This window comes from Pseudomonas sp. NPDC089547, assembly GCF_050280665.1.
In the GTDB taxonomy this organism is placed as follows: Bacteria; Pseudomonadota; Gammaproteobacteria; order Pseudomonadales; family Pseudomonadaceae; genus Aquipseudomonas.
This window is the reverse complement of the sequence record NZ_JBNNVS010000010.1, coordinates 1-24,252: the sequence shown is the minus strand read 5'-3', so window position 1 is coordinate 24,252 and position 24,252 is coordinate 1. Positions and strand designations below refer to the sequence as shown.

The following is a 24,252-nucleotide window of genomic DNA, read 5'->3' as shown; positions in this document are numbered from 1 at the left end:
TGTGCTGGCCTGGAGTCGTGAATGAACACTCGCATTACGTCGTTGCTGTTGATGATCCAAGGGGCATGCCTTACCGCGCAGGCGCAGGCCGAGGGCTTTCCCACGCTCGGCCGGATTGCGCCGGGTTTCGGTTACTACGGGGTGGATATCGGTTTCGATGACAAGCTCAAGGTCTACGGAACGCTGGATGCATTCGCCAGCTATCACGACTCGCAACACCACTCGGGCTATCGCCTGGCGGGCGGCGGCGCATGGACCAACAAGCTCGGGCTGTACGCCCGCAAGGGGCTGACCCCCGACACCGTGCTGGAACTCGACGTAGAGGAAGGCTTCAACATCAATGGCAAGGCCCTGGAGGGCACCTGGGACACCATCGGCAGTCTGCGCCTGGCAACCGTTGCCCTGCGCTCACGCACACTGGGCAAGCTTGAATTCGGCAAGACCTACAACATGGGCACGCCCACCTACGCCGACCCGTTCCTGGCCACCTATGGTTCGCCCTACACCTACCTGGCCCTGCCTGCCGCCGGCAAGGGTGCCTATTACCTGGACATGCGCCCCAAGCACACCTTGGCCTACACCAGCCCGAACATGAACGGTTTTACCGTCGGCACCGCGCTCAGTTTCGGCTTCGACGATGCGGCAAGCGCCGGGCGCACAGTGCGCGGTGGCGGTACCAGGCTGCAATACCGCAACAGCAAGGTAATGCTCCTTGCCTCATACAACCTCTACTACAGCGACCCGTGGGACGATGCTGGCACCTCGCGCCAGACGGCCAACTACTTCAAGAGCCTGTCGGCGTTCTACGATTTCGGCCCGCTGGCCACCAGCCTGACCTGGCAACGCCAGGACGTGGACCAGGCCGGCACGCCTGATACCACGCTGTACACCTTCGGCGTGATGGCGCCAGTGGGCGAGCTGGATGTGCTGCGCCTGGCCGTGATGCAGCGCAAGGTCACGGCCCACGACAAGGACGCAACAGGGGTGATGATCGGCTATGACCACTTCATCAACCCACGCTGGGCCGTGTACGGACGCCTCGGCATGATCGCCAACCAGCGTGCGTCATCGGTGACCTACGCCGGCACCCCGGTGGACCAGGTTGGCGACAACCCGAGCAACGTCTCGCTAGGCATGTACTATCACTTCTGACGCCACTGCACGGGTTTGCCTGAGCACCTGCCCGCGCAAGCTGTGGAACAGCTCCTGGGCAGGTGCCGTAAGGCTATGGCGGTCGATGCAGACCAGGTTGATCGGGTAATCCGGAATCAGCTCCTGCACCGCCATGGCCACGTACTCGCAATCCACGCCAAAGGTGAACCCCTGGTCCACGGCCAACTCGCTGATGGTCATCAACGACTCGGTGTTCTTCAGCAGCTTGAGGGCCATCATCACCGAGGTGCATTCCACGGTGTTCTGGGGTACCCGAAGGCCGTTGGCCTCGAATAGCTGGTGAAACTGCGAAGCCTGGTCGGATAGCTCGTCCAGGCTGATCCAGTGGGCGTACTGCAAGGTGCGCAGTGACCTGGCAAACTTTTGCTGGTTCGACGCGTGGCAGATCACCCTGCCCTTGATGCTGCCCAGCGCCTCCCAGTCCAGGCTCAGCCGGCTCAGCGGTTGCTGGGAGGTAATGGCAAAGTCCAGGCTGCCATCGCGCAGCCGTTGCAGGATCTGGCTGGGTCGCAGGTCGGTGATGGTGATCTTCACCCGCGGGTACTTGCGCCGGAAGGCCAGAATGCTTTCATCGACCCCATCCAGCATCGCCGTCAGCGATGTGACCCCGATAGACACCGCACCCAGCGCAGCATCCTGAATGCTCGCGGCCTCGATCTGCAAGCGCCGGATACTCTCCACCACCAGGTTGGCATGGCGGATGACGCGCTTGCCTTCCTCGGTAAGGGCCATGCCCTTGTGCGACCGCTGCAACAGGGTAAAACCGACCTCCCGCTCCAGCTCCTTGATCGAACGGCTCAGCGCAGGCTGGGTAATGTGCATGAGCTTGGAGGCTTCAAGGATACTGCCTGCGTTATGGATGGCGACCAGCGCCCTGAGTTGGTGAAGTTTCAACCGTCTTTACCTTGTTGTTATCGGGTCGGTCTGGACTGCTGGGGTTGCAGGATGGAATCAGCGCAGCGCAGTCAGCACGCTCGCTGCATCACTGACCTCGAACTTGCCGGGCGCTTCGACCGCAACATGTGTAACCACCAGGTTATCGACCACCATGGCATAGCGCAGCGAACGGCGCCCCATGCCGCGAGCCGACAGGTCCTGGATCAGCCCCAGTGCGTCGCTGAACTCACCGTTGCCGTCGCCGATCATCTTCACCGCTTCGCCCACGTGCAGGCTGCTGCCCCAGGCGTTCATGACAAAGGCATCGTTCACCGAAACGCAGAGAATTTCGTCAATACCGGCTGTGAACAACGCAGGTGCTGCAGCGACATAACCCGGCACGTGGCGTTCCGAACAGGTAGGCGTGAACGCCCCCGGCAAGCCGAAGATCACCACTTTTTTCTGCTTGCAGCGCTCGTGAACTGAAAAGGCATTCGGGCCAATTGCGCAGGCGCCTGCGTCGTTGTTGTATTCGTAAAGCTTGACGTCGGGCAGTTGCTCACCAGTCTTGATCATCATGGTCTCCTGGGTGCGTTGAAGGATGGGCGCGATATGATGCCGCAGTCCACCAAGCCAGGTACACCGTGCTTGCAGCATTGCCTCCCGATTGCGTCGCAACTCAAGGGACCAATATCGCCTGCGCATGGTCAATGGCGGGAATCGGCACCTCGCCCCGTTGAATGGACAGCCATTCGCGCATGCGCCCGGTGTCGAAGATCTGGCCCTCTTCCATCATTACCAGGATGAGCGCTTGGGACATTCGGTAACAACCGCATTGGGCACAATGGCGCTCTTCCCATCCCTGGGTGCACTCGACAGACTGCGCCTGTCCTGCGCAGATCAGACAACTCATGTAAGCCTCCTGTTGTTCTTGTTGCATGGAGGGTGGTAGCAATGCCAGGGGAATAATCACTGGCGCCGAATCGACATGAGATTTTCGTGCCAACTCCAGAATTCTTGCAGCCCTGTTCGCGGCACAAGGCTGCTCCAACTGCGTTTCGCCATGGTCTTCGGCGTTGCGCGGTGCCCGCGAAGAGGCCAGTGCAGACGCTTGATCATGAGCAGCACTAAAAAAACGGTGAATTATCTTCAATACCTTTCATACAACGGCCCTGTCTAGAATGCCCCCCATGACCGCGCGGCCGCACCTCTTTCGAGTGACCCAGATTTTTACCCATGATCGATCTACGCCACCTGCGAACCCTCCACGCGCTGCGTGAAACCGACAGCCTGCACGAGGCCGCCGAGCGCCTGCACCTGACCCAGTCAGCCCTGTCGCACCAGTTTCGCGACATGGAAGAGCGCGTCGGCATGCCACTGTTCTTGCGCAAATCCAGGCCTGTGCGTTTCACCAGTGCCGGGCTCAAGCTTTTGCAGTTGGCGGATCAGGTGCTGCCGCAGATCCGCAATACCGAACGGGACCTGGGCAAACTGGCCGGGGGGTCGGCCGGGCGGCTGCACATCGCCATCGAATGCCACAGCTGCTACCAGTGGCTGATGCCTTCGGTGGATGAGTTCCGCGGCGCCTGGCCAGAGGTGGAGCTGGACCTCGCTTCCGGTTTTTCCTTCGCGCCACTGCCCGCTTTGGAGCGCGGCGACCTGGATCTGGTGGTCACCTCCGATCCGGTGACACTGGCGGGTATCAGCTACGTGCCATTGTTCGGTTACGAGGCACTGCTGGCGATCGACAACCATCACCCCTTGCGCCACAAGCCTTACCTGGAGCCGGCGGACATCGCCAGCCATACGCTGATCACCTACCCGATCGAACACGACCGGCTGGATATTTTCACCCGCTTCCTCGACCCAGCCAATGTCGAACCGGCGCAGGTACGAACTTCGGAACTGACCGTGATGATGATGCAACTGGTGGCCTCCGGGCGCGGCGTTTGCTGCCTGCCGAACTGGGCAGTGCACGAGTACAGTTCGCGTGGCTATGTCACCGCCAAGCGCCTTGGCGAACAGGGCTTGCAGGCGAACTTGTACGCGGCGTTGCGCAGCGACATGCTGGAAGTGCCGTACGTGCGTGATTTCCTGCTGACGGCCAAGGACATATCCTTCACCACGCTGGCAGGTGTGAGCGTGGCTTCAGATTCGCTTCGCTAAAGACCGGGCGGCCGCTGCGCCGGCCCCGCCTGAGCCTGTTCAGCAAACCGGGCAAACGTGACATCTGCACTGCACGCCCCACTTTAGGTCAATACCCATGACCGAATGCAAAGCGCCCCCTTTTGATGCGCGATACCCCTGTCCAGGCGCCGCCTGGCCATGATCACGGCAAGCAGTGCCCCCGCCTGAAGCCGAACATTTTCAACGTTTCGCGCCCGTTTTCCCGTTTCTCCCACAGCGCACGCCCCTTCCGGCACCTTCATTGCAAAGGCAGTTCGTGCGCATGACGCACTGGCACCCCCTTGCAACCGAGGCTCAAGACACCCACCGACCCCAGCAAGGCAGCACCCTCAAGAACCCATAGAACGGCAATGAAGCTGCCGGCAACGGCGGCAAGGAGTGGGTATGTCCCGGGCTTTTTTCAATGAAATGTACGAAGCGAACGGCAATTGCCGCCCGCATTACCAAGAGTTCGCCCGCTGGCTGGCAAATACCCCGCTGGAGTTGCTGGAGCAGCGCCGGCGGGAGGCAGACCTGCTGTTCCACCGGGCCGGCATTACCTTCACCTTGTACGGCGACAGCCAGGATACCGAGCGCCTGATCCCCTTCGATATCATCCCGCGCAGCATCCGCGCCAGCGAGTGGCGCACGGTCGAGCGCGGTTGCATCCAGCGTGTGCAGGCCCTGAACCTGTTCCTGCAGGACATCTACCACGACCAGCGCATTCTCAAGGCCGGGATCATCCCTCCCGAGCAAGTGCTGGCCAACGAGGGTTACCAGATCGCCATGCAGGGGCTGGACCTGCACCGTGGGCTGTACGCCCATATCGCCGGTGTCGACCTGGTGCGTGACGGCGATGGCAGCTACTTCGTGCTGGAAGACAACCTGCGCACCCCCAGCGGCGTCAGCTACATGCTCGAAGACCGCAAGATGATGATGCGCCTGTTCCCCGAACTGTTCGCCGCCCAGCGCATCGCGCCCATCGACCACTACCCCAACCTGCTGCTGGACACGCTCAAGAGCGCCAGCCCGCTGGACAACCCCACGGCTGTGGTACTCACCCCGGGCCGTTTCAACAGTGCCTATTTCGAGCATGCGTTCCTGGCCCGGGAAATGGGCATCGAGCTGGTCGAAGGCGCGGACCTGTTCGTGCGGGACGAGCATGTCTACATGCGCACCACCGCTGGCCCCCAGCAGGTGGACGTGATCTACCGTCGCCTGGACGACGACTACCTCGACCCGCTGTCCTTCAACCCGGACTCGACGCTGGGCGTTCCCGGGCTGATTTCGGTGTACCGCGCCGGCAACGTGGTGCTGGCCAACGCCGTCGGCACCGGTGTGGCCGACGACAAGTCGATCTACCCCTATGTCGACGACATGATTCGCTACTACCTCGGCGAAGAGCCGATCCTCAACAACGTGCCCACCTGGCAATGTCGCAAGCCAGCGGACCTGGCCCATGTCCTGGCCCACCTGCCCGAATTGGTGGTCAAGGAAACCCAGGGCTCCGGCGGCTATGGCATGTTGGTAGGGCCCGCGTCGACCCGCGCCCAGATCGACGACTTTCGTGCGCGCATCAAAGCCCGCCCGCATGCCTATATCGCCCAACCCACCTTGTGCCTGTCGACCTGCCCGACCTTTGTCGACAGCGGCATCGCGCCGCGTCACATCGACCTGCGCCCGTTCGTGCTTTCGGGCAGCGAAACCCGCCTGGTGCCCGGCGGCCTGACGCGCGTGGCGCTGACAGAGGGCTCGCTGGTGGTCAACTCGTCGCAGGGCGGCGGTACCAAGGACACCTGGGTGGTGGAGGACTGAACCATGCTTTCGCGAACCGCTTCCGACCTGTACTGGATGTCCCGTTACCTTGAACGTGCGGAAAACCTCGCCCGTATGCTTGAGGTCAGCTATTCGCTGTCGCTGATGCCCCAGGCCGGGCGTAGCGACGGCCATGCCGAGCTGGCGATGTCGCTGCTGGCATCTGGCACGCTGGACGACTACATCCGCCGGCACACCGAGCTCGACACCGAGCGCATGCTGCACTTCTTCGCCCTTGACGCGACCAACCCCAGCAGCATCTATTGCTGCCTGCAGGCCGCCAGGACCAACGCCCATGCGGTGCGCGGCCGCATCACCGCCGACATGTGGGAGAACATCAACGCCACCTGGATCGAGATGCGCAACATCGCCAGCAATGGCCTGGGGCGCTATGGCATCAGCCAGTTCTGCGACTGGGTCAAGGAGCGCTCACACCTGTTCCGCGGCGCCACCTCTGGCACCATCATGCGCAACGACGCCTACAGTTTCATCCGCCTGGGCACGTTCCTTGAGCGCGCAGACAATACCCTGCGCCTGCTCGATGCGCGCTATGAAATGTTCGGTGAAGCCTCCGAAGAAGTCAGCGACGATTCCGCCCGTGGCTATTACCAGTGGAGCGCCCTGCTACGCGCACTGACTTCGTACGAGGCCTTCAACGAAATCTATCGCGCCGCCCCCAGCGCTCGCCCCGTATCGGAACTGCTGTTGCTGCGGGTGGACGTGCCACGCTCGCTGCATGCCTGCATCGAGGAACTGGACCTGATCCTGGCCGGCCTGCCCGGCAGCAGCGGGCGCGCTGCCCAACGCATGGCCGCCGAACTTAACGCGCGCCTGCGCTACACCGCCATCGACGAAATCCTCGACGCGGGCTTGCACCCCTGGCTGAGCGACTTCATCGGCCGCATCAACCAACTGGGCCAGGCGGTCCACCACTCCTACCTGGAGGTTGTATGAAACTGTCCATTCGCCACGACACCACCTACAGCTACGCCAGCGACGTCAGCAACAGCATCCAGTTTCTACGCCTGACGCCACGCAGCAGCGCACGCCAACGCATCAATGAATGGCAGCTGGGGCTGCCCTGCAAGGTAAACAGCCAGATCGATCCGTACGGCAACATCCTGCATGTGCTTACCCTGGACAAACCCCACGGCCACCTCGCCCTTACCGCCAGTGGCCAGGTAGAAATCGACCCGGATTGCGAGCAGGAAACCGAAGGCCAGTCGCCCCTGCCCTTCCTGCGTGACAGCCGCCTGACCCTGGCCGATGACACACTCAAGGCTTTCGCCACCCGGCAGTGCGGCAAGCATCGCGACCGGGCGGCACTGACAGGGCTGATGCAGGGCCTGGCCGCGCATATGCCGTACAGCCCGGGGTCGACTTCCGTGGGTACCACCGCGATCGAAGCGTTCAACGGGGGCGCCGGGGTCTGCCAGGACCACACCCACGCGTTCCTGGCCTGCGCACGCAGCCTGGGGGTGCCGGCACGCTATGTGTCGGGTTACCTGTGCACCGAGGACGAGCAGCACCTGGCCAGCCACGCCTGGGCCGAAGCCTGGATCGACGACGCCTGGTACAGCTTTGACATCACCAACCGCCTGACCCGGCCAGAGCGTCACCTGAAGCTGGCGGTCGGCCTGGACTACCTCGACGCCTGCCCGGTCAGGGGGGTGCGCCGCGGCGGCGGCGTCGAATCGATGCAGGCCAGCGTCCACGTCCATCGCCAGTGACAACCTTTGCAGGCCGGCCTTGGCGCGCGGGTGCGGCAAGGCCACTCCAACCGCAACACAAGGGAAACCGCATGACTTACTGTGTCGCCATGCATCTTGAGGACGGCCTTGTCTTCATCAGCGACTCACGCACCAACGCCGGCATCGACCAGATTTCCACCTTTGCCAAGCTGTTCGTGTTCAGCGTACCGGGCGAGCGGCTGATCGTGCTGCAGACCGCAGGCAACCTGGCGACCTCACAATCGGTGGTGAACCTGTTGCAGCAACGCACCCAAGGCAGCGGTTCGCACCTGCTGAACGTTGCCACGCTCTACGATGCAACGGTGCTGGTCGCCGACACCCTGCGTGAAGTGGTCAGCCGTGACCGCAGCAAGCTTACCGCCGATATCGACCTGAGCAGTTCATTCATTGTCGGCGGGCAGATCGCTGGCGGACCCATGGCTATCTACAACGTCTACGCACAGGGCAACTTCTTCCAGGCAACGCCGGACACCCCGTTCCTGCAACTCGGCGAAAGCAAGTACGGCAGGCCAATACTCGACCGCAACCTGGATTACCGCACACCGCTCGATGAAGCACTGCGTTGCGGCCTGATTTCGTTCGACTCCACCATTCGCAGCAACCTGTCGGTTGGCATGCCGCTGGACTTGCTGGTGTACCGCAAAGACAGCCTGGAAAGCATGACCCGCAAGCGCATCACCAGCGACGATGCCTATTACCAGCAGATTCGCAGGCAATGGAGTGACGGGCTGAAGACGCTGCTGGCCCAGCTGCCAGCGCCGCCGTATGGCTGAATGAGGGAACTGTTCAAGATCTCTGCTGCCTGTACCGGCCTCTTCGCGGGCTCGCCCGCTCCCACAGGTACGGTGCAAGCCTTGAAGGCTGTGGTGACCCTGTGGGAGCGGGCGAGCCCGCGAAGAGGCCGGTACAGGCAACACGTCAGTGACGCCAATTGCGATGTTCGAGACGCCGTGGGTTATCCTGCGCTCTCGCCCCTGTCACGAGACTGACATGTCGTCCGCTGCCATCCCGGTGCAAACCCACCGCGCCGACCGAGACTCCCGCAACACCGCCCAGGTGCTCAGCCTGTGCCTGCCCAGTGACGTATTGCTCTACCTGTTGCTGCCCATGTACGCCGCCGACTTCGGCGTAACCCTGGTCGAAGCCGGCGTGCTGCTGGCGGCCAACCGCCTGGTGCGCATCCTCGGCTACGGCTGGGTGGTACGTTTCTACGCCCGCCATGGTGACCGCGCCGCTTGCAGCCTTGCCGCCTTCGCCGCTGCGGTGTGTGCGCTGGGCAACGCAACGCTGTCCGGTTTTGCCGCACTGCTGGTGCTGCGCCTGGTATGGGGTTTGTGCTTTGCCACCTTCAACCTCAGCACCCAGACCCTCGCCACCGCTGAAGCACAGGGTGCGGCGCGTCGGGCCGGGCGTTCGCGGGCGACCATTTCCATCGGCCCCATGCTGGCCTTGCCGCTGGGTGCGCTCATGGCCCAGGCCTACGGCCCGCGCAGTGTGTTCTTCGTGCTCTGCGTCTGCGCCCTGTTCGGGCTGTGGCGCGCCCGCGCCCTGCCCACCCAAGGCCACCCGGTCGCCAACCGCAGCGGCCGCCGCCTGCGGCTGCCAGATAGCATCGCCACCTGGTCCTTCATCGAAGGGGTGACCCTGGACGGCCTGTTTATCTTCGGCCTCTCGCTGTACGCGCAAACCCACCTCGGTGAATCCGGCGTGCTGGCGGCGGGTGTGCTGATGGCGGTGCGTTACCTGAGCGAAATGCTCTTCAGCCCCTTCGGCGGGCGCCTGGCCGACCGTTTTGGCCCGCTGCGCATGCTGGTGGTACTGTCACTGGCCACGTCGCTGGCGCTGCTGCTGTTCGGCAGCCACTGGCTGTTCATCGGCGCGTTCTTCGTGCTGGTGCTGCGCGCCCTGCAACTGCCGCTGGTGATGACACTGGTCGCCCTGCGCAACCCGCAACAGCGTATCCAGGCACTGGCCGGCAACGCCGTGTGGCGCGACATCGGCGCCGGGCTCGGGCCGATGCTTGCGGGTGTGTTGCTGCCACAGGTTCCGGCGATCTGGGCGTATGCAGGGGCGGCACTGGCGGTTGCGGTGGCAGCCTTGAACTGTGCCTGGTCGGCGCGGCATTGAGCGCACCGTCTCTAATTGAGCGAATACTGCACGACAGGTGAAACCATGATTCACGGAAAAACCCTCCAAGCCTGGGAACAAAGCCACCCGATCATCACCGATCTGGTCGCCCTGAAAGAAACCAGCTGGTTCAACCCAGGCATTGCCAATGCGTCAGCAGCACTGAGCGACGTGGGCCTGACGGCTGAAGATGTGCAAGCCACAAGCGAGCGGCTGCTGAGGTTCGCACCCTACCTCGCCACAGTGTTCCCCGAAACGGCAGCTACCGGCGGTGTGATCGATTCGCACATCGCCCCACTGCCGCAGCTTCGCCAGCACCTGATCGAAGAAGGGGCTTTGCAGAACGTGGGTAGCCTGTGGCTCAAGGCAGACAGTGACCTGCCCATTTCGGGCTCCATCAAGGCTCGCGGCGGCATTCATGAGGTGCTCAAGCACGCCGAGGACCTGGCCTTGGCGGCAGGCCTCATCACGCCCTCCGATGACTATGCCGTACTGGCCAGTGAGCAGGCTCGCGCGTTCTTCAGCCAGTACAAGATCGCCGTAGGCTCGACCGGCAACCTGGGGTTGTCGATCGGCATCATGAGCGCCAAGCTGGGCTTTCAGGTCAGCGTGCACATGTCGTCCGACGCCAGGCAGTGGAAAAAGGACAAGCTGCGCGCCAATGGCGTAACGGTCGTTGAACATGCGTCGGACTACAGCGTGGCCGTCGAGCAAGGGCGCCAGCAGGCGGCATCCGATCCCAGCTGCTATTTCGTTGACGACGAGAATTCCCCCCAACTCTTTCTGGGCTATGCCGTAGCCGCCGAGCGCCTGGCTCGACAATTTGACCAGGCCGGCATCCAGGTAGACGCCGACCATCCGCTGTTCGTCTATCTGCCCTGCGGTGTTGGCGGTGGCCCTGGTGGTGTGGCCTTCGGTTTGAAGCTGGTATTCGGTGATGCGGTGCACTGCGTGTTCGCCGAGCCCACCCACTCGCCCTGTATGCTGCTGGGCGTGTACACCGGCCTGCACGATGAAACCAGTGTGCAGGACTTCGGCATCGACAACATCACCGCCGCCGACGGCCTGGCGGTCGGGCGCCCGTCCGGGTTTGTCGGCAAAGCCATGCAGCGGCTGATTGATGGCTACTACACCGTGACCGACGAAGAACTGTACCGCCTGATGGTGATTGCCTTCGAGCAGGACAAGGTCAAGCTGGAACCGTCTGCGCTGGCGGGCGTACCCGGCATGGCGCGTGTATTACAATCCCCGGCGTACCTGACGCGCCTGGGCTTTACCCCGGCCCAGCTGCAAAATGCTACTCACCTGGTATGGGGAACGGGCGGAAGCATGGTGCCAGAAACCGAGTTTGATGCTTATCTGGCGAAAGGCCGCGCCCTGCAGAAGCGCACCTGAGTGACGGTAAACGCCTGTTCGCGGTCATATCGACCTGGTGCTGAGATGCTGATCGACTGGCTGGTCAAAGAGGTATGCGCTGGCCTGTAGAGCGGCCTTGCGTCGCGACAGGGCTGCGAAGCAGCCTAATCGTGACGCAAGGTTTTTATTCGCGCCGCCGTTGCAGGGGCACCTCAATCAGCAAGGAATGCCCGCCAGCGGCCAGACCGGCGCTTGCGTCGCTTTGGACATGTTGCGTTTTCGCGCCCACTGGGTCAGCGCGGCCATCAGGGCAAAGCCGAGCAGGATCATGACCGGATAAGCCAGCAGCAACTCGGTCAGCGAGTACTTCCAGGCCAGTGGCCGACCGACACCCAACATTGCCGCATACAACCAGGACACACCCGATAGTGCGCCGGAGAACAGTGCGAACATACGCACGCCGATATTCAGGTCAAGCAAAGAGCCCGCCTTGAGCAATGCCGGCAAGATATAACGATGCAACAACATGCCATTGAACGTCAGCAGCAGCACAATAATAACTTTGGCGTGAAGTTTCGGATTGGCAAAGTAACTCATGCCTTTTTCAAGGTAGTCGATACCGATGACGGCGGCCCCGGTGAGCCACAAGAATATCAAGGCGTTCGTTACAGACTTCTGCAAACGCGCCATATGCCTACCGTCATGCCCGGCCTGTTGATGCCCCTTCAACAAGTCCCTGACCATCTCGGCATCGCTGGCGAACACCAGCCCGATGGCGATGCAGCAGGCCAGCAAATGAACATAAATAACCGACAACCGCACCAGCTCCATGGATTCTTTCTGCCCGAACAGGCTAATAATTGTATTAAACTCCACGTCGAATTCTCCACGTAATGCATTAGCGCTAGAAGGCCTTGCTACAGGCGTGCGAACAGCCTGATCACAACAGCATGACCCAATTCATATCGTTAATTGAAACAGCGGATTGATACTTCGATACACAGCGGCTCAACCGTTGAGCCTCGGTTGGGCATAGGCATTACTCCATTATCAGAGGCAATAAAAATCCCCATGTGCATCCCTGCGGCGCACATGAGGTTGAAGGTTTATAACTTCCTGAATGAGTGCGAGGTGCAGTGCCAGACAAATACACCTGCTGGCAAATATGAGCCATCAGCAGGGAAATCGTTCATTGTTTGAACAAAAGCACCGACCAGCGGTATTTAAAGTCGCATTAGTTAGCCTGCTAACTTCTTGCAAGCTGACCGAATGGATAAATTTTTCTGGCTACTGGATCCAAACTTTGCAACGGGCGTTAACGGCTCTACTTCGTTGCTCGCAGTTTGTTGTTTGCCACCCCGAGGCCATTCTTAGTCAGCAATGGGGCCGCTTTTGCAGCCCCGTTATCTTCAAAGGTCCAACGTCAGCGTTGGCGTGCGTGCCCGCGACACACAAAGCATCATCACATCGCCACGGGCCCGCTCGCTTTCACTGAGCAGCATGTCACGATGATCGGGCACGCCATCCAGCACCCTGGTCTCGCACATGCCGCACACCCCTTGCTCACAAGATGACGCCACCGTATGCCCGGCGGCGCGCAGGGCGGCCATGATGGTACAGCCGGGCTCAACCAGCACCTCGCCACCGCTGCGCGCCAGGATCACTTTGAAGGTGCCCTCACACGCGGCGGCTGGTGGCGGCGCAGCCGGGGCAAAACGTTCAAGGTGCAGTTGCCCCTCCAGCCCTGCGGCTGCAAAGCGCGTACTCAACGCATCGAGCAGCGCTGCCGGCCCGCAGCTGTAGACGTGCTGCCCGGCGCGAGCGGCAGCAACCACGGCATTCAGGTCGAGCAAGCCAACCTCATCGGCCGGCAAAATCTCCACCCGCCCGCCGCCCAGCGCGCGCAGCTCTTCAGTAAAAACCATCGACCGCCGTGAGCGGCCGCCATACAACAGCTGCCACTGGGCCCCTGCACGTTCGGCGGCACGTGCCATGGCCAGGATCGGGGTGATGCCGATGCCACCGGCCACGAACAGGTACGGCCCCTCACCCAGCGGGAAGGCATTGCGCGGACCACGAATGGCCAACCGCTGGCCGAGGTGCAAGGCGCCGTGCACCTCCCGCGAGCCGCCACGGCCGGCCTCTTCCAGCAACACCGCGATGCGCAGGCGGCGGCGATCGTCAGGGTCGCCGCACAACGAGTACTGGCGCACCAGGCCCGAGGGCAGCAACAGGTCAACGTGCGCCCCGGCGCTCCAGGCGGGCAGCGGCTGATCAGCCGTCAGCTCCAGCGAGATCACCCCGTCGGCTTCCAGCCGCAGGCAGCTGACGATGACCTCGACGCAATCGCCCCCGCTGCTCACGACAACACCCGCTGGCTTTCTACCAGGCGCACCGGCTGGGCCTGGCCGCGCTCGATGAACTCGCGGAACGCGCGGCGGTAGTTAAGCGTGTACAGGTCGGCAGGCACGGAATGCTCCACGGCCTTGGCGTCCCAGTCGATCTCCGCCGGGGTGATGGTCGCGGCCACCGGCAGGTCTTCCAGGTACAGCAGTTCCTCCACCCGCAGGCACTCCTGCAAATCGCCGCCCGTGTAGTTGCGGTCGTTGGCCACTCCCCAGAAGATCTTCACATGCTCGTAGGATTCCGGGCACGGGAAGCCGGCAACCACGCGCTTGCCCAGGCGCTCGTAGTCGTAGGTGATGGCCACAAGCCCCGGGGCGACAATGTGGTAGTTCATCATGCAGTCGCCATCGTTGGCCCACTCGCCTTCGCAGGCCTGCAACGGGCGGTCCATCCAGATGTCCAGCCCTTCCCGGCGCACGTTCAGCGGCTCCACCACCGGGTTGACATGCCCCATCATGCCGCGGTGAATGTAGGCAAAATGCGCCACATCGCCAAAGTTCTCGATGGCCACGGCCACGCCGGTTGGCGAATCCAGTGGCGCAGCTGCGGCCCACTCCAGGTCCAGCTCGCGCCATTCGGCCAGGTCGTAGAGGTCGAACAGTGGCTCCTCCAGCGCGGTCCACACATGGCCGTAGCGTTCCTGACAGGCGTAGGTATGAACCGCTGCGCCCTGGGGAATGCGGCACTGGTCTTCCAGCGACGGAATATGGCTGCACTTGCCGCTGTGGCCGCTGTACTGCCAGCCGTGGTAAGGGCAGGCGATGTTCTCTCCGTGCACCTCACCCAGCGACAGGTCGGCGCCACGGTGCGGGCAGCGGGCAGCCTGCACCACGGCTTTGCCGGAAGCGGTGCGGTACACCACCAGCTTTTCACCCAGCAGGGTGGCCGATTGGGGTGTGGCCAGGTCGCACGAGCGGGCGACCGGGAACCATTGGCGGCGCATGGCCTGTTCGGCGCGCTGGCGTTGGGTCAGTTGAAGGGTCATGGCGTTTTCCTCGTGATTTCTTGTTATGTCAGATGCCGACCAGCAGCGCCCCGCCGTTCACGGGGATGGCCTGGCCAGTGATGAAGGCCGCCTCGTCGCTGGCCAGGAAGGCCACCACGGCAGCAATTTCTTCGGGGTGCACCAGGCGGCCCAGAGGGATGGCGGCCTGCTCGGCGGCGATGTATTGCTCAGGGACCATGCGCGTCAGGATCGCACCGGGGGTAATGGCATTGACCAGGATGCCCTCGCCGACAAACTCCTTGGCCAGCGTTTTCATCAGGCCCAGTTGCCCGGCCTTGCTGACCATGTAGCCGTAGGAATGGCCATCCGGCACCTGGCCCCACTGCGAGTTGATGAAGATCACCCGTGGCGCGCAGCTTGCGCGCAGGTGCGCCAGCGCGGCACGGGTGAGGTACAGGGGCGCTTGCACGTTGATGGCCAGCAGCCGGTCGAAATTGGCATCGTCGGTGGCTTCAAGGCCGGTCATGGAGTAGATCAGCCCGGCGTTGTGCACCAGGATGTCGAGCCCACCCAGTGCTTCGGCTACCTGGGCCACCAGTTGCTCGCCCGCGGCACGGTCGGTGATGTCGCAGGCAAAGGGCAAGGCGCGGCCGCCGGCTGCCTCGACCTCGGCGGCCGTGTCGCGGGCCACCTCGGCGTCAATGTCGACCACCGCCACGGCAGCGCCGCGGGCGGCCAGCAGGCGGGCGTGGGCACGCCCTGCCCCGCGCCCGGCACCGGTAATCAGCGCCACCCGCCCTTCAAGGCTGCGCGCCTGGGGCGAAAGGTCGATAACACGCTGCGGCACTTGCCGGGTTGTTGCTTGGGTCTGGCTGGAAGACATGTTCAATACTCGTTGGCTGGCGGTGGTTCACACGGTCTTGTGCGGCTCGGTGACGTAAAGCATGTTGCCGTCCGGGTCGAACATCGGGCGGTAGCGGTACCGGGTGCCGTTGGGGTGCTGCCACTCGATGGGGTTGGCGGTGACCCACTCGACCTTGCCGTCCAGGTAAGCGATGGCTTCGTCGAGGTTCTCCACCTCGAAGGCAAACGAGTCGAATCCAGGCTTGTCTTCCAGGTTCACTGCGGTGCGGCGCTCTACGGGCGCGGTGCTGGTGGTGTGGAACAGGTACAGGGTGACGTTGCCCATTTCGATCGCGGCCCACTTTTCCTCGGCCACGTAGGGCAGGAAGAAGCCCAGGCCGAGGGCGCCGTGGTAGAAGTCGACCAGGCGCTGTACGTCGTTGCTGAGGATGTCCATGTTGTCGAGGCGTTTGAGCTTGAGCATGGGTATGGCTCCAGTGGGTTGGTTGAAAAGGTTTACAGGTGCCGGCACGGGCCGCCGGGCAGCGCACGCAGGGTGCCGGCGGGCACGTCCAGGCAAATGCTGGCCAGCGTTGCGTACTGGCCGGTTTCCGGCAGTGCCGGGTCGGGGTGGCAGCACAGCGCGCCGGTGCTGCCCAGGTGGCTGTTCAGCGCGCCGAGCAGGTCGCGGGCGCTGAGCTGCGTGCGCCCGGTGAGGCGCCGGCGCAACAGGTCGTGGCGCACCAGGGTGTCGGGATAGGCGGCAGGCTCGGTGTCGTAAGGGCGCACGGCATCGGCCAGAAAATGGTTGGTGTGGATCAGCAGCCCCCCTGCATCGGGGAACACCAGTGCCGGGCCGCCCGGGTGCAGTTCCACCGACACGGCAGCACTGGCGCCCCGCTCCGCCGCCACCAGGGTCAGTACGCTGGAAGCCGACACCGGTGCGGCGTGGCACACCTGCAACGCGTGGTTGATATCGGCGCAGCTGTCCAGCAACCAGCGCGACAGCACATGCACCGGCAGGCCAATGCACTCGCCATCGCGCTGGTGATGGAGGATGTTGAAATGCACGCCCAGGCCGCGGTCGTTCACCCCCGGTTTGCCGACGATGCCGTACTCCGTGACGGTGGTGGTCAGGCGCCCGTCGGCATGGGGGATCTCCCATACCAGCCACAGCCCGGCAAACTCGGCGTACCAGTCCCAGGTCTGGGCCGTGACTGGCGCACCGAAGGGGTCGGCCAGTACCACTGTCGAGCATTCGCCGCGCAGTTGCACACCCAGGTACGCCAGGATTTCAGTGCGCGCATTGATGGCGCCCACCTGCTCGGGTGCCAGCCCTGCACCCGCAGCAATACCCAGGATTTCTTCATGCAAGGGCGCAGCAAACGCGGCAATGGCCGCCAGCGCCTGGCCACCCAGGTCATGCAAATCGTAAGGGCGCTTGGCCACACGGGCGAACAGGGCTTCATAGGTGTTCACCGTCTGGCGTACCTTGCCGGCGAACACTTCACCGAACTCGCGGCCACGGTTGTACGGGGTGCACACCTGCGAGCGGAAGATCACCGGGCTCATGCGGCCCCCTTCACAAGCTGAGGCGCTACGTGCGCGGCCACCGCATCGAGGCGGGCAAACCACACGTCGCCATCGCTGACCATGCGCTCGACCAGGCGCTCGAGTTGCTCGAAGCGCGCAGCACGGCCGATCACCTCGGGGTGCATGGTGAAGCTGGTGTGACGGGCATCGCGGCGGGCCGATTCGTACTCGGCCAGCCAGGTGTCGAACAGCATGCGCGGGTGGCTGAAGTTGCCCCCGTTGTCGATGCCCCAGCCGAACATCGGGTAGTCGTCCAGCGACCAGTGCACCGGCAGTTCGAGGATCGAAGCCCCATTGCAGGTTTCCACGTAGGGGCGGTCGTCGCCCATGCAGCTGGAGTCATAGACAAAGCCATGGCGCAGCAGCAGCGCGAAGGTTTCCGGGGTCAGCTCCCAGGACGACGAGCGATACCCCGCAGGTTTCGGCGCCCCGGCACGGGCCAGGGCTTCCAGACCACGTTCCATCTCGTCCACTTGCTCCTGCACCGACACCTTGTCGCTGCGCAGGTGCATGTGGCCGTGGTGGCCGATTTCATGCCCGGCGTGCAGCAGGGTTTCGACCAGCTTCGGGTGTTGTTCGGCGGTGTAGCCCGGCACGAAGAAGGTAGCCGCAACACCATGGCGGCGCAGCAGTTCGAGGATGCGCGGCACCCCGCGGGTTACGCCGAAGCGGCCTTCGGACAAGCTGGTCAGGCGCCGGGCGAAGCTTGGGCTTTCGCCCAGGTAACCGGCTTCGGCGTCAACATCGAAGGTGAGCGACACGGCAGTGGACTTGTGCTGTGGCCAGTGCTGCCTGGCCTGGTAATCGGTTTTCATCGGCTTCTCCGGTGGTTCTTGGGCTTTACGTGGGCGCAGGCATCCCCTGGGCTGAACGCATGGAGCGCAGCCTGCACCCGGCTTGGCCGGTGGTTTCTAGAAAGTCAGATAACGGTGAGTTCGGCGCTGACCCACACCACGGCGGCCCCCAGCAGCAACGCCAGGTAAGGCCACAGGCCAGCCCGCGCATGAGGCAGGTCGATGTCGCGCCGCATGGATTCGGGGAACTGGCCCTTGTCCTGGATGTAGTGCCGGAAGATGAATACGGGCACGATCAACAGCGCCGCCAGCAGGCCGTTGCGCAAGGTGTTCTCACCCAGGAAGTTGGCACCGGCGCCCACGAATGCCAGGTCGATGAAGCCGCACAGCGCACCCAGGCCCAACAGCCAGGCCGAGCATTTGTATGGGCGCGGCCAGTTGGCGCGGTCCAGGCGGTGGATCCAGCCGGATTGCAGGTTGAGGAACACGAACAGCATGTAGCAGACATTGGAAATGGCCAGCACCGACATGTAGTTGGACATCAGCAACAGCACCACGTTGAAGCCCAGGTCGGTCCACATGGCCCGGGTCGGCGCACCGTGCTCGTTGACGTGCGACAGGTACTTGGGCAACCAGCCGTCCACCGAAGCCTGGTAGAGGGTGCGCGACGACCCCATCATCGCGGTCATCACCAGCAGCAGCACCGACAACACCATCATCACGATGATCACGTTGAACACCACGGCCCCGCCGCCAACGAAATGCGCCATGGCTGCGCCCACCCCGGAGCCGTCGACGATGGCCGGCGCCAGCATGCCCTCAAGGCCCAGCTTGCCCTGGAAGGTCAGCGGCACCACGATGAACATGAACAGGCACAAAAGGCCCGAAGCGAAGATGGCCTTGAAAGTGTCTTTTTGCGGGTCTTTGAATTCGCGGGTGTAGCACACCGCTGTTTCGAAGGCGAAGGTGGACCAGCAGGCCAGGAACATGGCGCCCATGGCCAGGCTGATGCCGGCCGCGTTCCAGCTGCCCATTACTGCAGCGCCCGACCCGTCGTGGCTCAGGGGCAGCAACGGCAGGAAATTGCTGGCCGGCATATCACCGGTGAACAGCGGCACCAGCGAGACCAGCAGCAAGGGCGCCAGCGAGGCAATGCCAAGGATGCGCTGCATCCGTGCCGCCGCCGAGGCGCCGCTGTGTTGCAGCCAGAAGGTGACCAGCATGAACAGCAGGCCCAGCACAAAGGTGGCGTTGATCCGCAAGGTCAGGCCTTCGGTGATGACGCCCAGGTCCAGCAGTTTGATTTGCCAGGTGTTCACCAGCGAATCAGCCGGGAACAGGCTGCTGAGCATGTAGCCTGCTGCCAGGCTGGTGCCCAGCGCCAGCATCGGCGACCAGGCCAGCCAGTTGCACCATACCGATACTGGCGCGACGAACTTGCTGTAGCGCACCCAGCCGAGCGCGCCATACACCGAAGCGCCGCCAGACTTGTGAGGGTAAAGGCCGGAAATTTCCGCGTAGGTAAAGCACTGCACGAAGCCGATCAGCATCGCCAGTACCCAGATGAACCACGCGGGCTGGCCGATGAACGCGGCCACCCCGCCGATGGTGAACAGCACGCTGACCGGTACGCCACTGGTCACCCAGAAAGCGTCCCGCCAGGTGAGGCTGCGTTGCAGCTGATGGCCAGAGCCCGACATGCCCGTCACCTCGCCAGCGGCCAGGTTGATTCCGTCCTGAGGAAGAGTACGCACGGCAAGACACCTCATTATTGTGATTGTAGTGGGCGACGCTGCGATGGGCAGATGGCAAGCCATATTTCTGCGCATGCGTAGAATAAGTAACTACAAAAATACGCAATGCGCAATCATTTGAAGATATTTTTAATGCATGCGCCATTCAGGGGCAAAGCTCACCACAACGGTGCATGCCTTCAAACGGTTGCGCCAGAGCACGCCGCCTTACCCTGTGGGAGCGGGCGTGCCCGCGAACACCGGCGCAGCCGGTGCCATCCACCGCGTCGTATTCTTCGCGGGCACGCCCGCTCCCACAGGGTTTAGCGACGCGCAGCGTGAACCAGAAATCCTTGCGCAACGCGCAAAAAAAACGGCCCACCGGGCAGGCCGGTGGGCCGTTGTCTGCAACACATGGGGGGCTGAGGCTCAGTCCCGCGGATCAAGGCTCGGCAAGGTAAACCGCAACTTGTGCACCTTCACTTCCTGCGTCGACTGCACCTCGTGCACACCCGGCAGGCTGCGCACGCGCTGCTGCAGGTTCCACAGGCTCTCATCATCACGGCACAGCACCTGCACGCAGATGTCGGCCACACCCATGATGGTCGACAGGTAGCTGACCTCGGTCCAGCGGCCCAGGGTGTCGATCACCCGGTCGTGGTCCTGCGGGGCAACCTTGACGAACAGCAGCGCAAGCTTTGCATGGCCCAGTTTGGACGGGTCGGTAAAGGCCAGGATCTGCACCACGCCCTGATCCTGCAGCCGCTTGACGCGGGTGCGGATGGTTGCCTCGGGTACCGAAAGCGTGCGGGCTATTTCGCGGAATGCGCGGCGGCCATCCATCTGCAGTTCGCGGACGATGCCCAGGTCGAGGTCGTCGAGGGTCGATATAGACATGTAAGGGGTTCCGTAGCGTGGCGCCGGGTAGAAATCGGCTGAAAGCCTACCAGATTCGCGGCAGGGCTTGTCGTCCCCGCCATGGCAGGATAGTTGGTGCGCAGCTTATCGAGCATTAACTGTTGCAATGCGCAACAGTATGCCCATATATTCTACGCAAACAACAACACAGCACGGCAACCGCCGTGACCGAGGCCTCCCCATGCACTTCGCGGACCTGCACGAAGCCCAGGATTTCCTGGCCCATAACCCCGATATCGAAATGGTCGAGCTGTTCATCCTCGACGCCAACGGCGTGCCCCGTGGCAAGCTGCTGCACCGTGAGGAGCTGCTGGCCGTGTACCAGGCCGGGCGGCCGCTGCCCAGCACCATCCTTGGGTTGACCTTGCACGGTGAAGACGTGGAAGACTCTGGCCTGGTATGGGATGTCGGCGATATCGACTGCCGTGCCTACCCGCTGCCCGGTAGCCTCGTGCGCCTGCCGTGGCGGCAGATTCCCACTGCCGCGATGCAGGTCAGCATGCACCCCGAACAAGGCATGCCGGCCAGCATTGCCGACCCACGTCACGTGCTGCTGCAAGTAATCGACGGGCTCAAGGCCGAGGGCTTTCACCCGGTGATGGCCTGTGAACTGGAGTTCTACCTGCTCGACGCCCGCCGTGACGAAAAGGGCCGCCCGCAACCGGCACGGGATGCCGACGGTGGGCGCCCGCAGGCCACCCAGGTGTATGGCCTGCGCGAGCTGGAGCAGATCGAACCCTTCCTCGCCGACCTGTACGCCGCCTGCAAGGCGCAAGGCATTCCGGCCCGCACGGCGATTTCCGAATATGCCCCCGGGCAAGTGGAAATCACCCTTGAACACGGCGATGCGCTCGCCGCCATGGATCAAGCCGTGCGCTACAAACGCCTTGTCAAAGGCGTGGCGCACAAGCACGGGATGCAGGCGTGCTTCATGGCCAAACCGTTCGATGACCTGGCAGGCACCGGCATGCACATGCATGTGTCGCTGGCCGACGTCGAGGGCCAGAACCTGTTTGCCAGCGAAGACCCCGCGGGTACCCCGCTACTGCGCCAGGCCGTGGGCGGCATGCTGGCCAGCCTGCTCGACTCGTTGTTGCTGTTCTGCCCTAACGCCAACTCCTACCGGCGCTTCCAGGCCAACAGCTATGCCCCGCTGGCGCCCACCTGGGGCTGTGACAACCGCACCGTCAGCCTGCGGGTGCCCGGCGGCCCGGCGCACACCCGGCATGTGGAGCACCGCATCTGCGGCGCCGATGCCAACCCGTACCTGGCGGCCGCCGCGATCCTGGCCGGTATCCACCGTGGCATCCGTGAACGCCTGGACCCGGGTGCGCCCGTCGAGGGCAACGGCTATGCCCAGGCCAAGCAGCTGCTGCCGACCGACTGGCTGACCTCGCTGCGCGCACTGGAAGGCTCCAGCTGGGCCCGCGATGCCCTGGGCCATGCGTTCCTGGGGGTGTACCTGAAGGTCAAGCAGGCCGAGTACCGCCAGTTCATGGGCGAAGTTGGCGAGCAGGACTGGCGCTGGTACCTGCACCAGGCATAACGGCGAACCCGGAGACCACCGCATGAATGCAGCACTGCACGTCAGGCCTGCGCCCGAGCGCTCGCCGTCCTATTACAGCGCGACGCTGAAAGAGGAAACCCACTACCCAACCCTGCGCGGTGAGGTGGATGTCGACATCGCCATCATTGGTGGCGGCTTTACCGGCATTGCCACCGCCGTGGAGCTGGCCGAACGCGGCTACCGCGTGGCCCTGGTCGAAACCCACAAGATCGGCTGGGGCGCCAGCGGGCGCAACGGTGGCCAGGTCACCGGCAGCCTGTCGGGCGACACCGCCATGGGCAAACAGATGCGCCGCTGGCTGGGCAACGATGTCGATGACTTCATCTGGCACCTGCGCTGGCGTGGCCACCAGATCATCGAGCAGCGCGTGGCCCGTTACGCCATCGCCTGCGACCTCAAGCGCGGCCACCTGCACGCAGCAGTCAAGCCTTCACACCTGGACGAACTGAAAGCTTCGTACGACGAAGCCTGCCGCCGCGGCATGGGTGAACAGGTAACCCTGCTGGACAGCGCCGGGGTAAACCAGCACCTCGACAGCCCGCTGTACTGCGGGGCGCTGAAGAACACCCGCAACATGCACCTGCACCCGCTCAACCTGTGCATTGGCGAAGCGCGTGCAGCCGCCAGCCTGGGCGCGCAGCTGTTCGAGCATTCCGAGGTGCTGGAGATCATCCACGGCCCACGCCCGGCGGTGGTTACCAGCGAAGGGCGGATCAACGCCACTCAGGTGATGCTGGCTGGCGACGTGTACCACAAGCTGGAAAACAAGCGGCTCAAGGGCAAGATCTTCCCGGCCATGGGCGGTATCGTTACCACCGCGCCGCTGGGTGAGCTGGCCGAGCGCATCAACCCGCAGGACCTGGCGGTATACGACTGCCGCTTCGTGCTCGACTACTACCGCCTCACGGCCGACAAACGCCTGCTGTTCGGCGGTGGCGCCAACTATTCCGGGCGCGACTCGCGGGATATCGCCGCCGAACTGCGCCCGTGCATCGAACGCACCTTCCCGGCCCTCAAAGGCGTGCCCATCGAGTTCCAGTGGAGTTGTGCCATGGGCATCGTGGTCAACCGCATCCCACAGCTGGGCAAGCTGTCGCAGAACGTCTGGTACTGCCAAGGTTATTCCGGCCATGGCGTAGCCACCAGCCACGTCATGGGCGAGATCATGGCCACCGCCATGACAGGCACACTCGAACAGTTCGACACCTTCGCCCGCTGCAAGCACATTCGCGTGCCGCTGGGGGATGTATTCGGCAACGGCCTGCTGGCAGCAGGCATGTGGTACTACCAACTGCTTGAGAGGCTGCGCTGATGGCCGCCCGCAAACCGCTGGTGGCGGTCAATGCCTGCGTGCGTCAGCTGGGCTTGCACCCCTTCCATATCGCCGGGGAGAAATACCTGCACGCCGTCGTGAAAGGCGCCGATGCACTGCCGCTGGTGGTGCCTGCCCTGCCCGGCCTGGTCAGCCCGGATGTGTTGCTGGCCAATGTCGACGGCCTGCTGCTGACCGGCTCACCGTCCAACCTCGAACCGCATCATTACGCAGGCCCGCGCAGTGCCCCGGGCACCTTGCACGACCCGCAGCGCGATGCCTTCAACCTGCCGCTGATTCGCGCAGCGCTGGCCGCCGGCGTGCCGTTGCTGGCGATCTGCCGGGGGTTCCAGGAGTTGAACGTGGCCTTGGGTGGCAGCCTGCATGCCTGTGTGCATGAGCTACCCGGCTATCAGGACCACCGCGAACCGGCAGACCAGCCCGTTGCCGTTCAATATGCCGCTCGCCAGCCCTTGAACGTGCTGCCCGGCGGCCTGCTCCACGCGGCCGGCCTGCCGACGCAGTGTCTGGTCAACTCGATCCATGGCCAGGGCATCGACCGCCTGGCCATGGCCCTGCGCGTCGAAGCCGTAGCCTGCGATGGCCTGGTGGAAGCAGTATCGGTACGTGATGCCGGTTTCGCCCTCGGCGTGCAGTTCCACCCCGAATGGCAGGTCACTGCCCATCCCCATTACCTGGCCATCTTCCAGGCCTTCGGCGCCGCCTGTCGCAAGCGCGCAGCGCAACGTTCACGAGGAACCCACCATGACATTGGCTGACAGGGAACAACGTGCCCAGCAACTGAAGATCGAAGGCCGTGCCTTCATCAACGGCGAATACACCGATGCCGCATCCGGTGAAACCTTCGAGTGCCTG

24 protein-coding genes are annotated in these 24,252 nt (G+C 63.4%); 12 read left to right on the top strand and 12 right to left on the bottom strand.

Annotated features, from left to right (window positions below; translation table 11 throughout):
- Positions 1-21: 21 nt before the first annotated feature.
- A complete protein-coding gene (locus tag ACQKPZ_RS09425; RefSeq protein WP_427537155.1) occupies positions 22-1,152 on the top strand; it encodes a porin in 1,131 nt (376 codons plus the stop codon).
- Here ACQKPZ_RS09425 and ACQKPZ_RS09420 read toward each other — a convergent pair.
- From ACQKPZ_RS09420 to ACQKPZ_RS09410, 3 genes are all read right to left on the bottom strand, one after another.
- Positions 1,129-2,067 carry a LysR family transcriptional regulator gene (locus tag ACQKPZ_RS09420; RefSeq protein WP_427537153.1) on the bottom strand — a complete coding sequence of 313 codons (939 nt, stop codon included), beginning with the start codon at positions 2,065-2,067 and terminating at the stop codon, positions 1,129-1,131. The genes ACQKPZ_RS09425 and ACQKPZ_RS09420 overlap by 24 nt on opposite strands.
- 57 nt (positions 2,068-2,124) lie before the next feature.
- Positions 2,125-2,625: a peroxiredoxin gene (locus tag ACQKPZ_RS09415; RefSeq protein WP_427537151.1), complete on the bottom strand. Its 501-nt coding sequence runs from the start codon at positions 2,623-2,625 to the stop codon at positions 2,125-2,127.
- Between the two features lie 103 nt (positions 2,626-2,728).
- Positions 2,729-2,869: a hypothetical protein gene (locus tag ACQKPZ_RS09410; RefSeq protein WP_427537150.1), complete on the bottom strand. Its 141-nt coding sequence runs from the start codon at positions 2,867-2,869 to the stop codon at positions 2,729-2,731.
- A gap of 416 nt (positions 2,870-3,285) precedes the next feature.
- Between ACQKPZ_RS09410 and ACQKPZ_RS09405 the strand changes: the two genes are divergently transcribed.
- From ACQKPZ_RS09405 to ACQKPZ_RS09375, 7 genes are all read left to right on the top strand, one after another.
- On the top strand, positions 3,286-4,215 hold the full coding sequence (locus tag ACQKPZ_RS09405) for a LysR family transcriptional regulator (RefSeq protein ID WP_427537148.1): 930 nt from the start codon (positions 3,286-3,288) through the stop codon (positions 4,213-4,215).
- A gap of 405 nt (positions 4,216-4,620) precedes the next feature.
- Positions 4,621-6,030 (top strand): circularly permuted type 2 ATP-grasp protein, encoded by a 1,410-nt coding sequence (locus tag ACQKPZ_RS09400; protein WP_427537146.1) that lies wholly within the window; start codon positions 4,621-4,623, stop codon positions 6,028-6,030.
- Positions 6,031-6,033: 3 nt separating this feature from the next.
- Positions 6,034-6,984 (top strand): alpha-E domain-containing protein, encoded by a 951-nt coding sequence (locus ACQKPZ_RS09395; RefSeq protein ID WP_391136188.1) that lies wholly within the window; start codon positions 6,034-6,036, stop codon positions 6,982-6,984.
- Positions 6,981-7,760, top strand: coding sequence for a transglutaminase family protein (locus ACQKPZ_RS09390; RefSeq protein WP_427537144.1), 780 nt, complete (start codon positions 6,981-6,983; stop codon positions 7,758-7,760). The genes ACQKPZ_RS09395 and ACQKPZ_RS09390 overlap by 4 nt, the downstream gene beginning before the upstream one ends.
- A gap of 71 nt (positions 7,761-7,831) precedes the next feature.
- Positions 7,832-8,554, top strand: coding sequence for a peptidase (locus ACQKPZ_RS09385; protein WP_427537142.1), 723 nt, complete (start codon positions 7,832-7,834; stop codon positions 8,552-8,554).
- 217 nt (positions 8,555-8,771) lie between these two features.
- Entirely contained in the window at positions 8,772-9,908 is a 1,137-nt protein-coding gene (locus ACQKPZ_RS09380; protein WP_427537140.1) for an MFS transporter, read from the top strand.
- A 45-nt stretch (positions 9,909-9,953) separates the two neighbouring features.
- Positions 9,954-11,303 carry a D-serine ammonia-lyase gene (locus ACQKPZ_RS09375; RefSeq protein ID WP_427537138.1) on the top strand — a complete coding sequence of 450 codons (1,350 nt, stop codon included), beginning with the start codon at positions 9,954-9,956 and terminating at the stop codon, positions 11,301-11,303.
- Between the two features lie 177 nt (positions 11,304-11,480).
- On the opposite strand, the gene ACQKPZ_RS09370 is transcribed toward ACQKPZ_RS09375, so the two are convergent.
- The 9 genes from ACQKPZ_RS09370 to ACQKPZ_RS09330 form a co-directional block, all read right to left on the bottom strand.
- A complete protein-coding gene (locus ACQKPZ_RS09370) occupies positions 11,481-12,095 on the bottom strand; it encodes a hypothetical protein (RefSeq protein WP_427537374.1) in 615 nt (204 codons plus the stop codon).
- 578 nt (positions 12,096-12,673) lie between these two features.
- Positions 12,674-13,627 (bottom strand): PDR/VanB family oxidoreductase, encoded by a 954-nt coding sequence (locus ACQKPZ_RS09365; RefSeq protein ID WP_427537136.1) that lies wholly within the window; start codon positions 13,625-13,627, stop codon positions 12,674-12,676.
- Positions 13,624-14,655, bottom strand: a complete 1,032-nt coding sequence (locus ACQKPZ_RS09360) for a Rieske 2Fe-2S domain-containing protein (protein ID WP_391136210.1) — start codon at positions 14,653-14,655, stop codon at positions 13,624-13,626. Before ACQKPZ_RS09360 ends, ACQKPZ_RS09365 begins: the two co-directional genes overlap by 4 nt.
- Before the next feature lie 28 nt (positions 14,656-14,683).
- Positions 14,684-15,499 carry an SDR family NAD(P)-dependent oxidoreductase gene (locus ACQKPZ_RS09355; protein ID WP_427537134.1) on the bottom strand — a complete coding sequence of 272 codons (816 nt, stop codon included), beginning with the start codon at positions 15,497-15,499 and terminating at the stop codon, positions 14,684-14,686.
- 27 nt (positions 15,500-15,526) lie between these two features.
- On the bottom strand, positions 15,527-15,943 hold the full coding sequence (locus tag ACQKPZ_RS09350) for a VOC family protein (protein ID WP_427537132.1): 417 nt from the start codon (positions 15,941-15,943) through the stop codon (positions 15,527-15,529).
- A gap of 32 nt (positions 15,944-15,975) precedes the next feature.
- The gene (locus ACQKPZ_RS09345; RefSeq protein WP_427537130.1) at positions 15,976-17,031 is read right to left on the bottom strand and encodes a C45 family autoproteolytic acyltransferase/hydolase; all 1,056 of its coding nucleotides are present in this window, start codon (positions 17,029-17,031) and stop codon (positions 15,976-15,978) included.
- Positions 17,028-17,867 (bottom strand): polysaccharide deacetylase family protein, encoded by an 840-nt coding sequence (locus ACQKPZ_RS09340; protein ID WP_427537128.1) that lies wholly within the window; start codon positions 17,865-17,867, stop codon positions 17,028-17,030. Before ACQKPZ_RS09340 ends, ACQKPZ_RS09345 begins: the two co-directional genes overlap by 4 nt.
- Before the next feature lie 104 nt (positions 17,868-17,971).
- Entirely contained in the window at positions 17,972-19,600 is a 1,629-nt protein-coding gene (locus tag ACQKPZ_RS09335; RefSeq protein ID WP_427537126.1) for an APC family permease, read from the bottom strand.
- Positions 19,601-20,008: 408 nt separating this feature from the next.
- The gene (locus ACQKPZ_RS09330; protein ID WP_264359558.1) at positions 20,009-20,476 is read right to left on the bottom strand and encodes an Lrp/AsnC family transcriptional regulator; all 468 of its coding nucleotides are present in this window, start codon (positions 20,474-20,476) and stop codon (positions 20,009-20,011) included.
- Between the two features lie 202 nt (positions 20,477-20,678).
- On the opposite strand from ACQKPZ_RS09330, the gene ACQKPZ_RS09325 reads away from it, so the two are divergent.
- The 4 genes from ACQKPZ_RS09325 to ACQKPZ_RS09310 form a co-directional block, all read left to right on the top strand.
- On the top strand, positions 20,679-22,043 hold the full coding sequence (locus tag ACQKPZ_RS09325) for a glutamine synthetase family protein (RefSeq protein ID WP_427537124.1): 1,365 nt from the start codon (positions 20,679-20,681) through the stop codon (positions 22,041-22,043).
- 22 nt (positions 22,044-22,065) lie between these two features.
- Positions 22,066-23,376: an NAD(P)/FAD-dependent oxidoreductase gene (locus ACQKPZ_RS09320; RefSeq protein ID WP_427537122.1), complete on the top strand. Its 1,311-nt coding sequence runs from the start codon at positions 22,066-22,068 to the stop codon at positions 23,374-23,376.
- Positions 23,376-24,155, top strand: coding sequence for a gamma-glutamyl-gamma-aminobutyrate hydrolase family protein (locus ACQKPZ_RS09315; protein WP_427537120.1), 780 nt, complete (start codon positions 23,376-23,378; stop codon positions 24,153-24,155). Before ACQKPZ_RS09320 ends, ACQKPZ_RS09315 begins: the two co-directional genes overlap by 1 nt.
- The coding region (locus ACQKPZ_RS09310) for a hypothetical protein (RefSeq protein ID WP_427537371.1) at positions 24,142-24,252 on the top strand (111 nt) is incomplete at its 3' end. The genes ACQKPZ_RS09315 and ACQKPZ_RS09310, both read left to right, overlap by 14 nt.

What these genes read in the sequence shown, in the direction of transcription:
- ACQKPZ_RS09425 (WP_427537155.1), top strand. Translation starts at nt 22, where the DNA reads ATGAACACTCGCATTACGTCGTTGCTGTTGATGATCCAAGGGGCATGC.
- ACQKPZ_RS09415 (WP_427537151.1), bottom strand. Translation starts at nt 2,625, where the DNA reads ATGATCAAGACTGGTGAGCAACTGCCCGACGTCAAGCTTTACGAATAC.
- ACQKPZ_RS09410 (WP_427537150.1), bottom strand. Translation starts at nt 2,869, where the DNA reads ATGTCCCAAGCGCTCATCCTGGTAATGATGGAAGAGGGCCAGATCTTC.
- ACQKPZ_RS09405 (WP_427537148.1), top strand. Translation starts at nt 3,286, where the DNA reads ATGATCGATCTACGCCACCTGCGAACCCTCCACGCGCTGCGTGAAACC.
- ACQKPZ_RS09400 (WP_427537146.1), top strand. Translation starts at nt 4,621, where the DNA reads ATGTCCCGGGCTTTTTTCAATGAAATGTACGAAGCGAACGGCAATTGC.
- ACQKPZ_RS09395 (WP_391136188.1), top strand. Translation starts at nt 6,034, where the DNA reads ATGCTTTCGCGAACCGCTTCCGACCTGTACTGGATGTCCCGTTACCTT.
- ACQKPZ_RS09390 (WP_427537144.1), top strand. Translation starts at nt 6,981, where the DNA reads ATGAAACTGTCCATTCGCCACGACACCACCTACAGCTACGCCAGCGAC.
- ACQKPZ_RS09385 (WP_427537142.1), top strand. Translation starts at nt 7,832, where the DNA reads ATGACTTACTGTGTCGCCATGCATCTTGAGGACGGCCTTGTCTTCATC.
- ACQKPZ_RS09380 (WP_427537140.1), top strand. Translation starts at nt 8,772, where the DNA reads ATGTCGTCCGCTGCCATCCCGGTGCAAACCCACCGCGCCGACCGAGAC.
- ACQKPZ_RS09375 (WP_427537138.1), top strand. Translation starts at nt 9,954, where the DNA reads ATGATTCACGGAAAAACCCTCCAAGCCTGGGAACAAAGCCACCCGATC.
- ACQKPZ_RS09370 (WP_427537374.1), bottom strand. Translation starts at nt 12,095, where the DNA reads ATGGAGCTGGTGCGGTTGTCGGTTATTTATGTTCATTTGCTGGCCTGC.
- ACQKPZ_RS09360 (WP_391136210.1), bottom strand. Translation starts at nt 14,655, where the DNA reads ATGACCCTTCAACTGACCCAACGCCAGCGCGCCGAACAGGCCATGCGC.
- ACQKPZ_RS09355 (WP_427537134.1), bottom strand. Translation starts at nt 15,499, where the DNA reads ATGTCTTCCAGCCAGACCCAAGCAACAACCCGGCAAGTGCCGCAGCGT.
- ACQKPZ_RS09350 (WP_427537132.1), bottom strand. Translation starts at nt 15,943, where the DNA reads ATGCTCAAGCTCAAACGCCTCGACAACATGGACATCCTCAGCAACGAC.
- ACQKPZ_RS09345 (WP_427537130.1), bottom strand. Translation starts at nt 17,031, where the DNA reads ATGAGCCCGGTGATCTTCCGCTCGCAGGTGTGCACCCCGTACAACCGT.
- ACQKPZ_RS09340 (WP_427537128.1), bottom strand. Translation starts at nt 17,867, where the DNA reads ATGAAAACCGATTACCAGGCCAGGCAGCACTGGCCACAGCACAAGTCC.
- ACQKPZ_RS09330 (WP_264359558.1), bottom strand. Translation starts at nt 20,476, where the DNA reads ATGTCTATATCGACCCTCGACGACCTCGACCTGGGCATCGTCCGCGAA.
- ACQKPZ_RS09325 (WP_427537124.1), top strand. Translation starts at nt 20,679, where the DNA reads ATGCACTTCGCGGACCTGCACGAAGCCCAGGATTTCCTGGCCCATAAC.
- ACQKPZ_RS09320 (WP_427537122.1), top strand. Translation starts at nt 22,066, where the DNA reads ATGAATGCAGCACTGCACGTCAGGCCTGCGCCCGAGCGCTCGCCGTCC.
- ACQKPZ_RS09315 (WP_427537120.1), top strand. Translation starts at nt 23,376, where the DNA reads ATGGCCGCCCGCAAACCGCTGGTGGCGGTCAATGCCTGCGTGCGTCAG.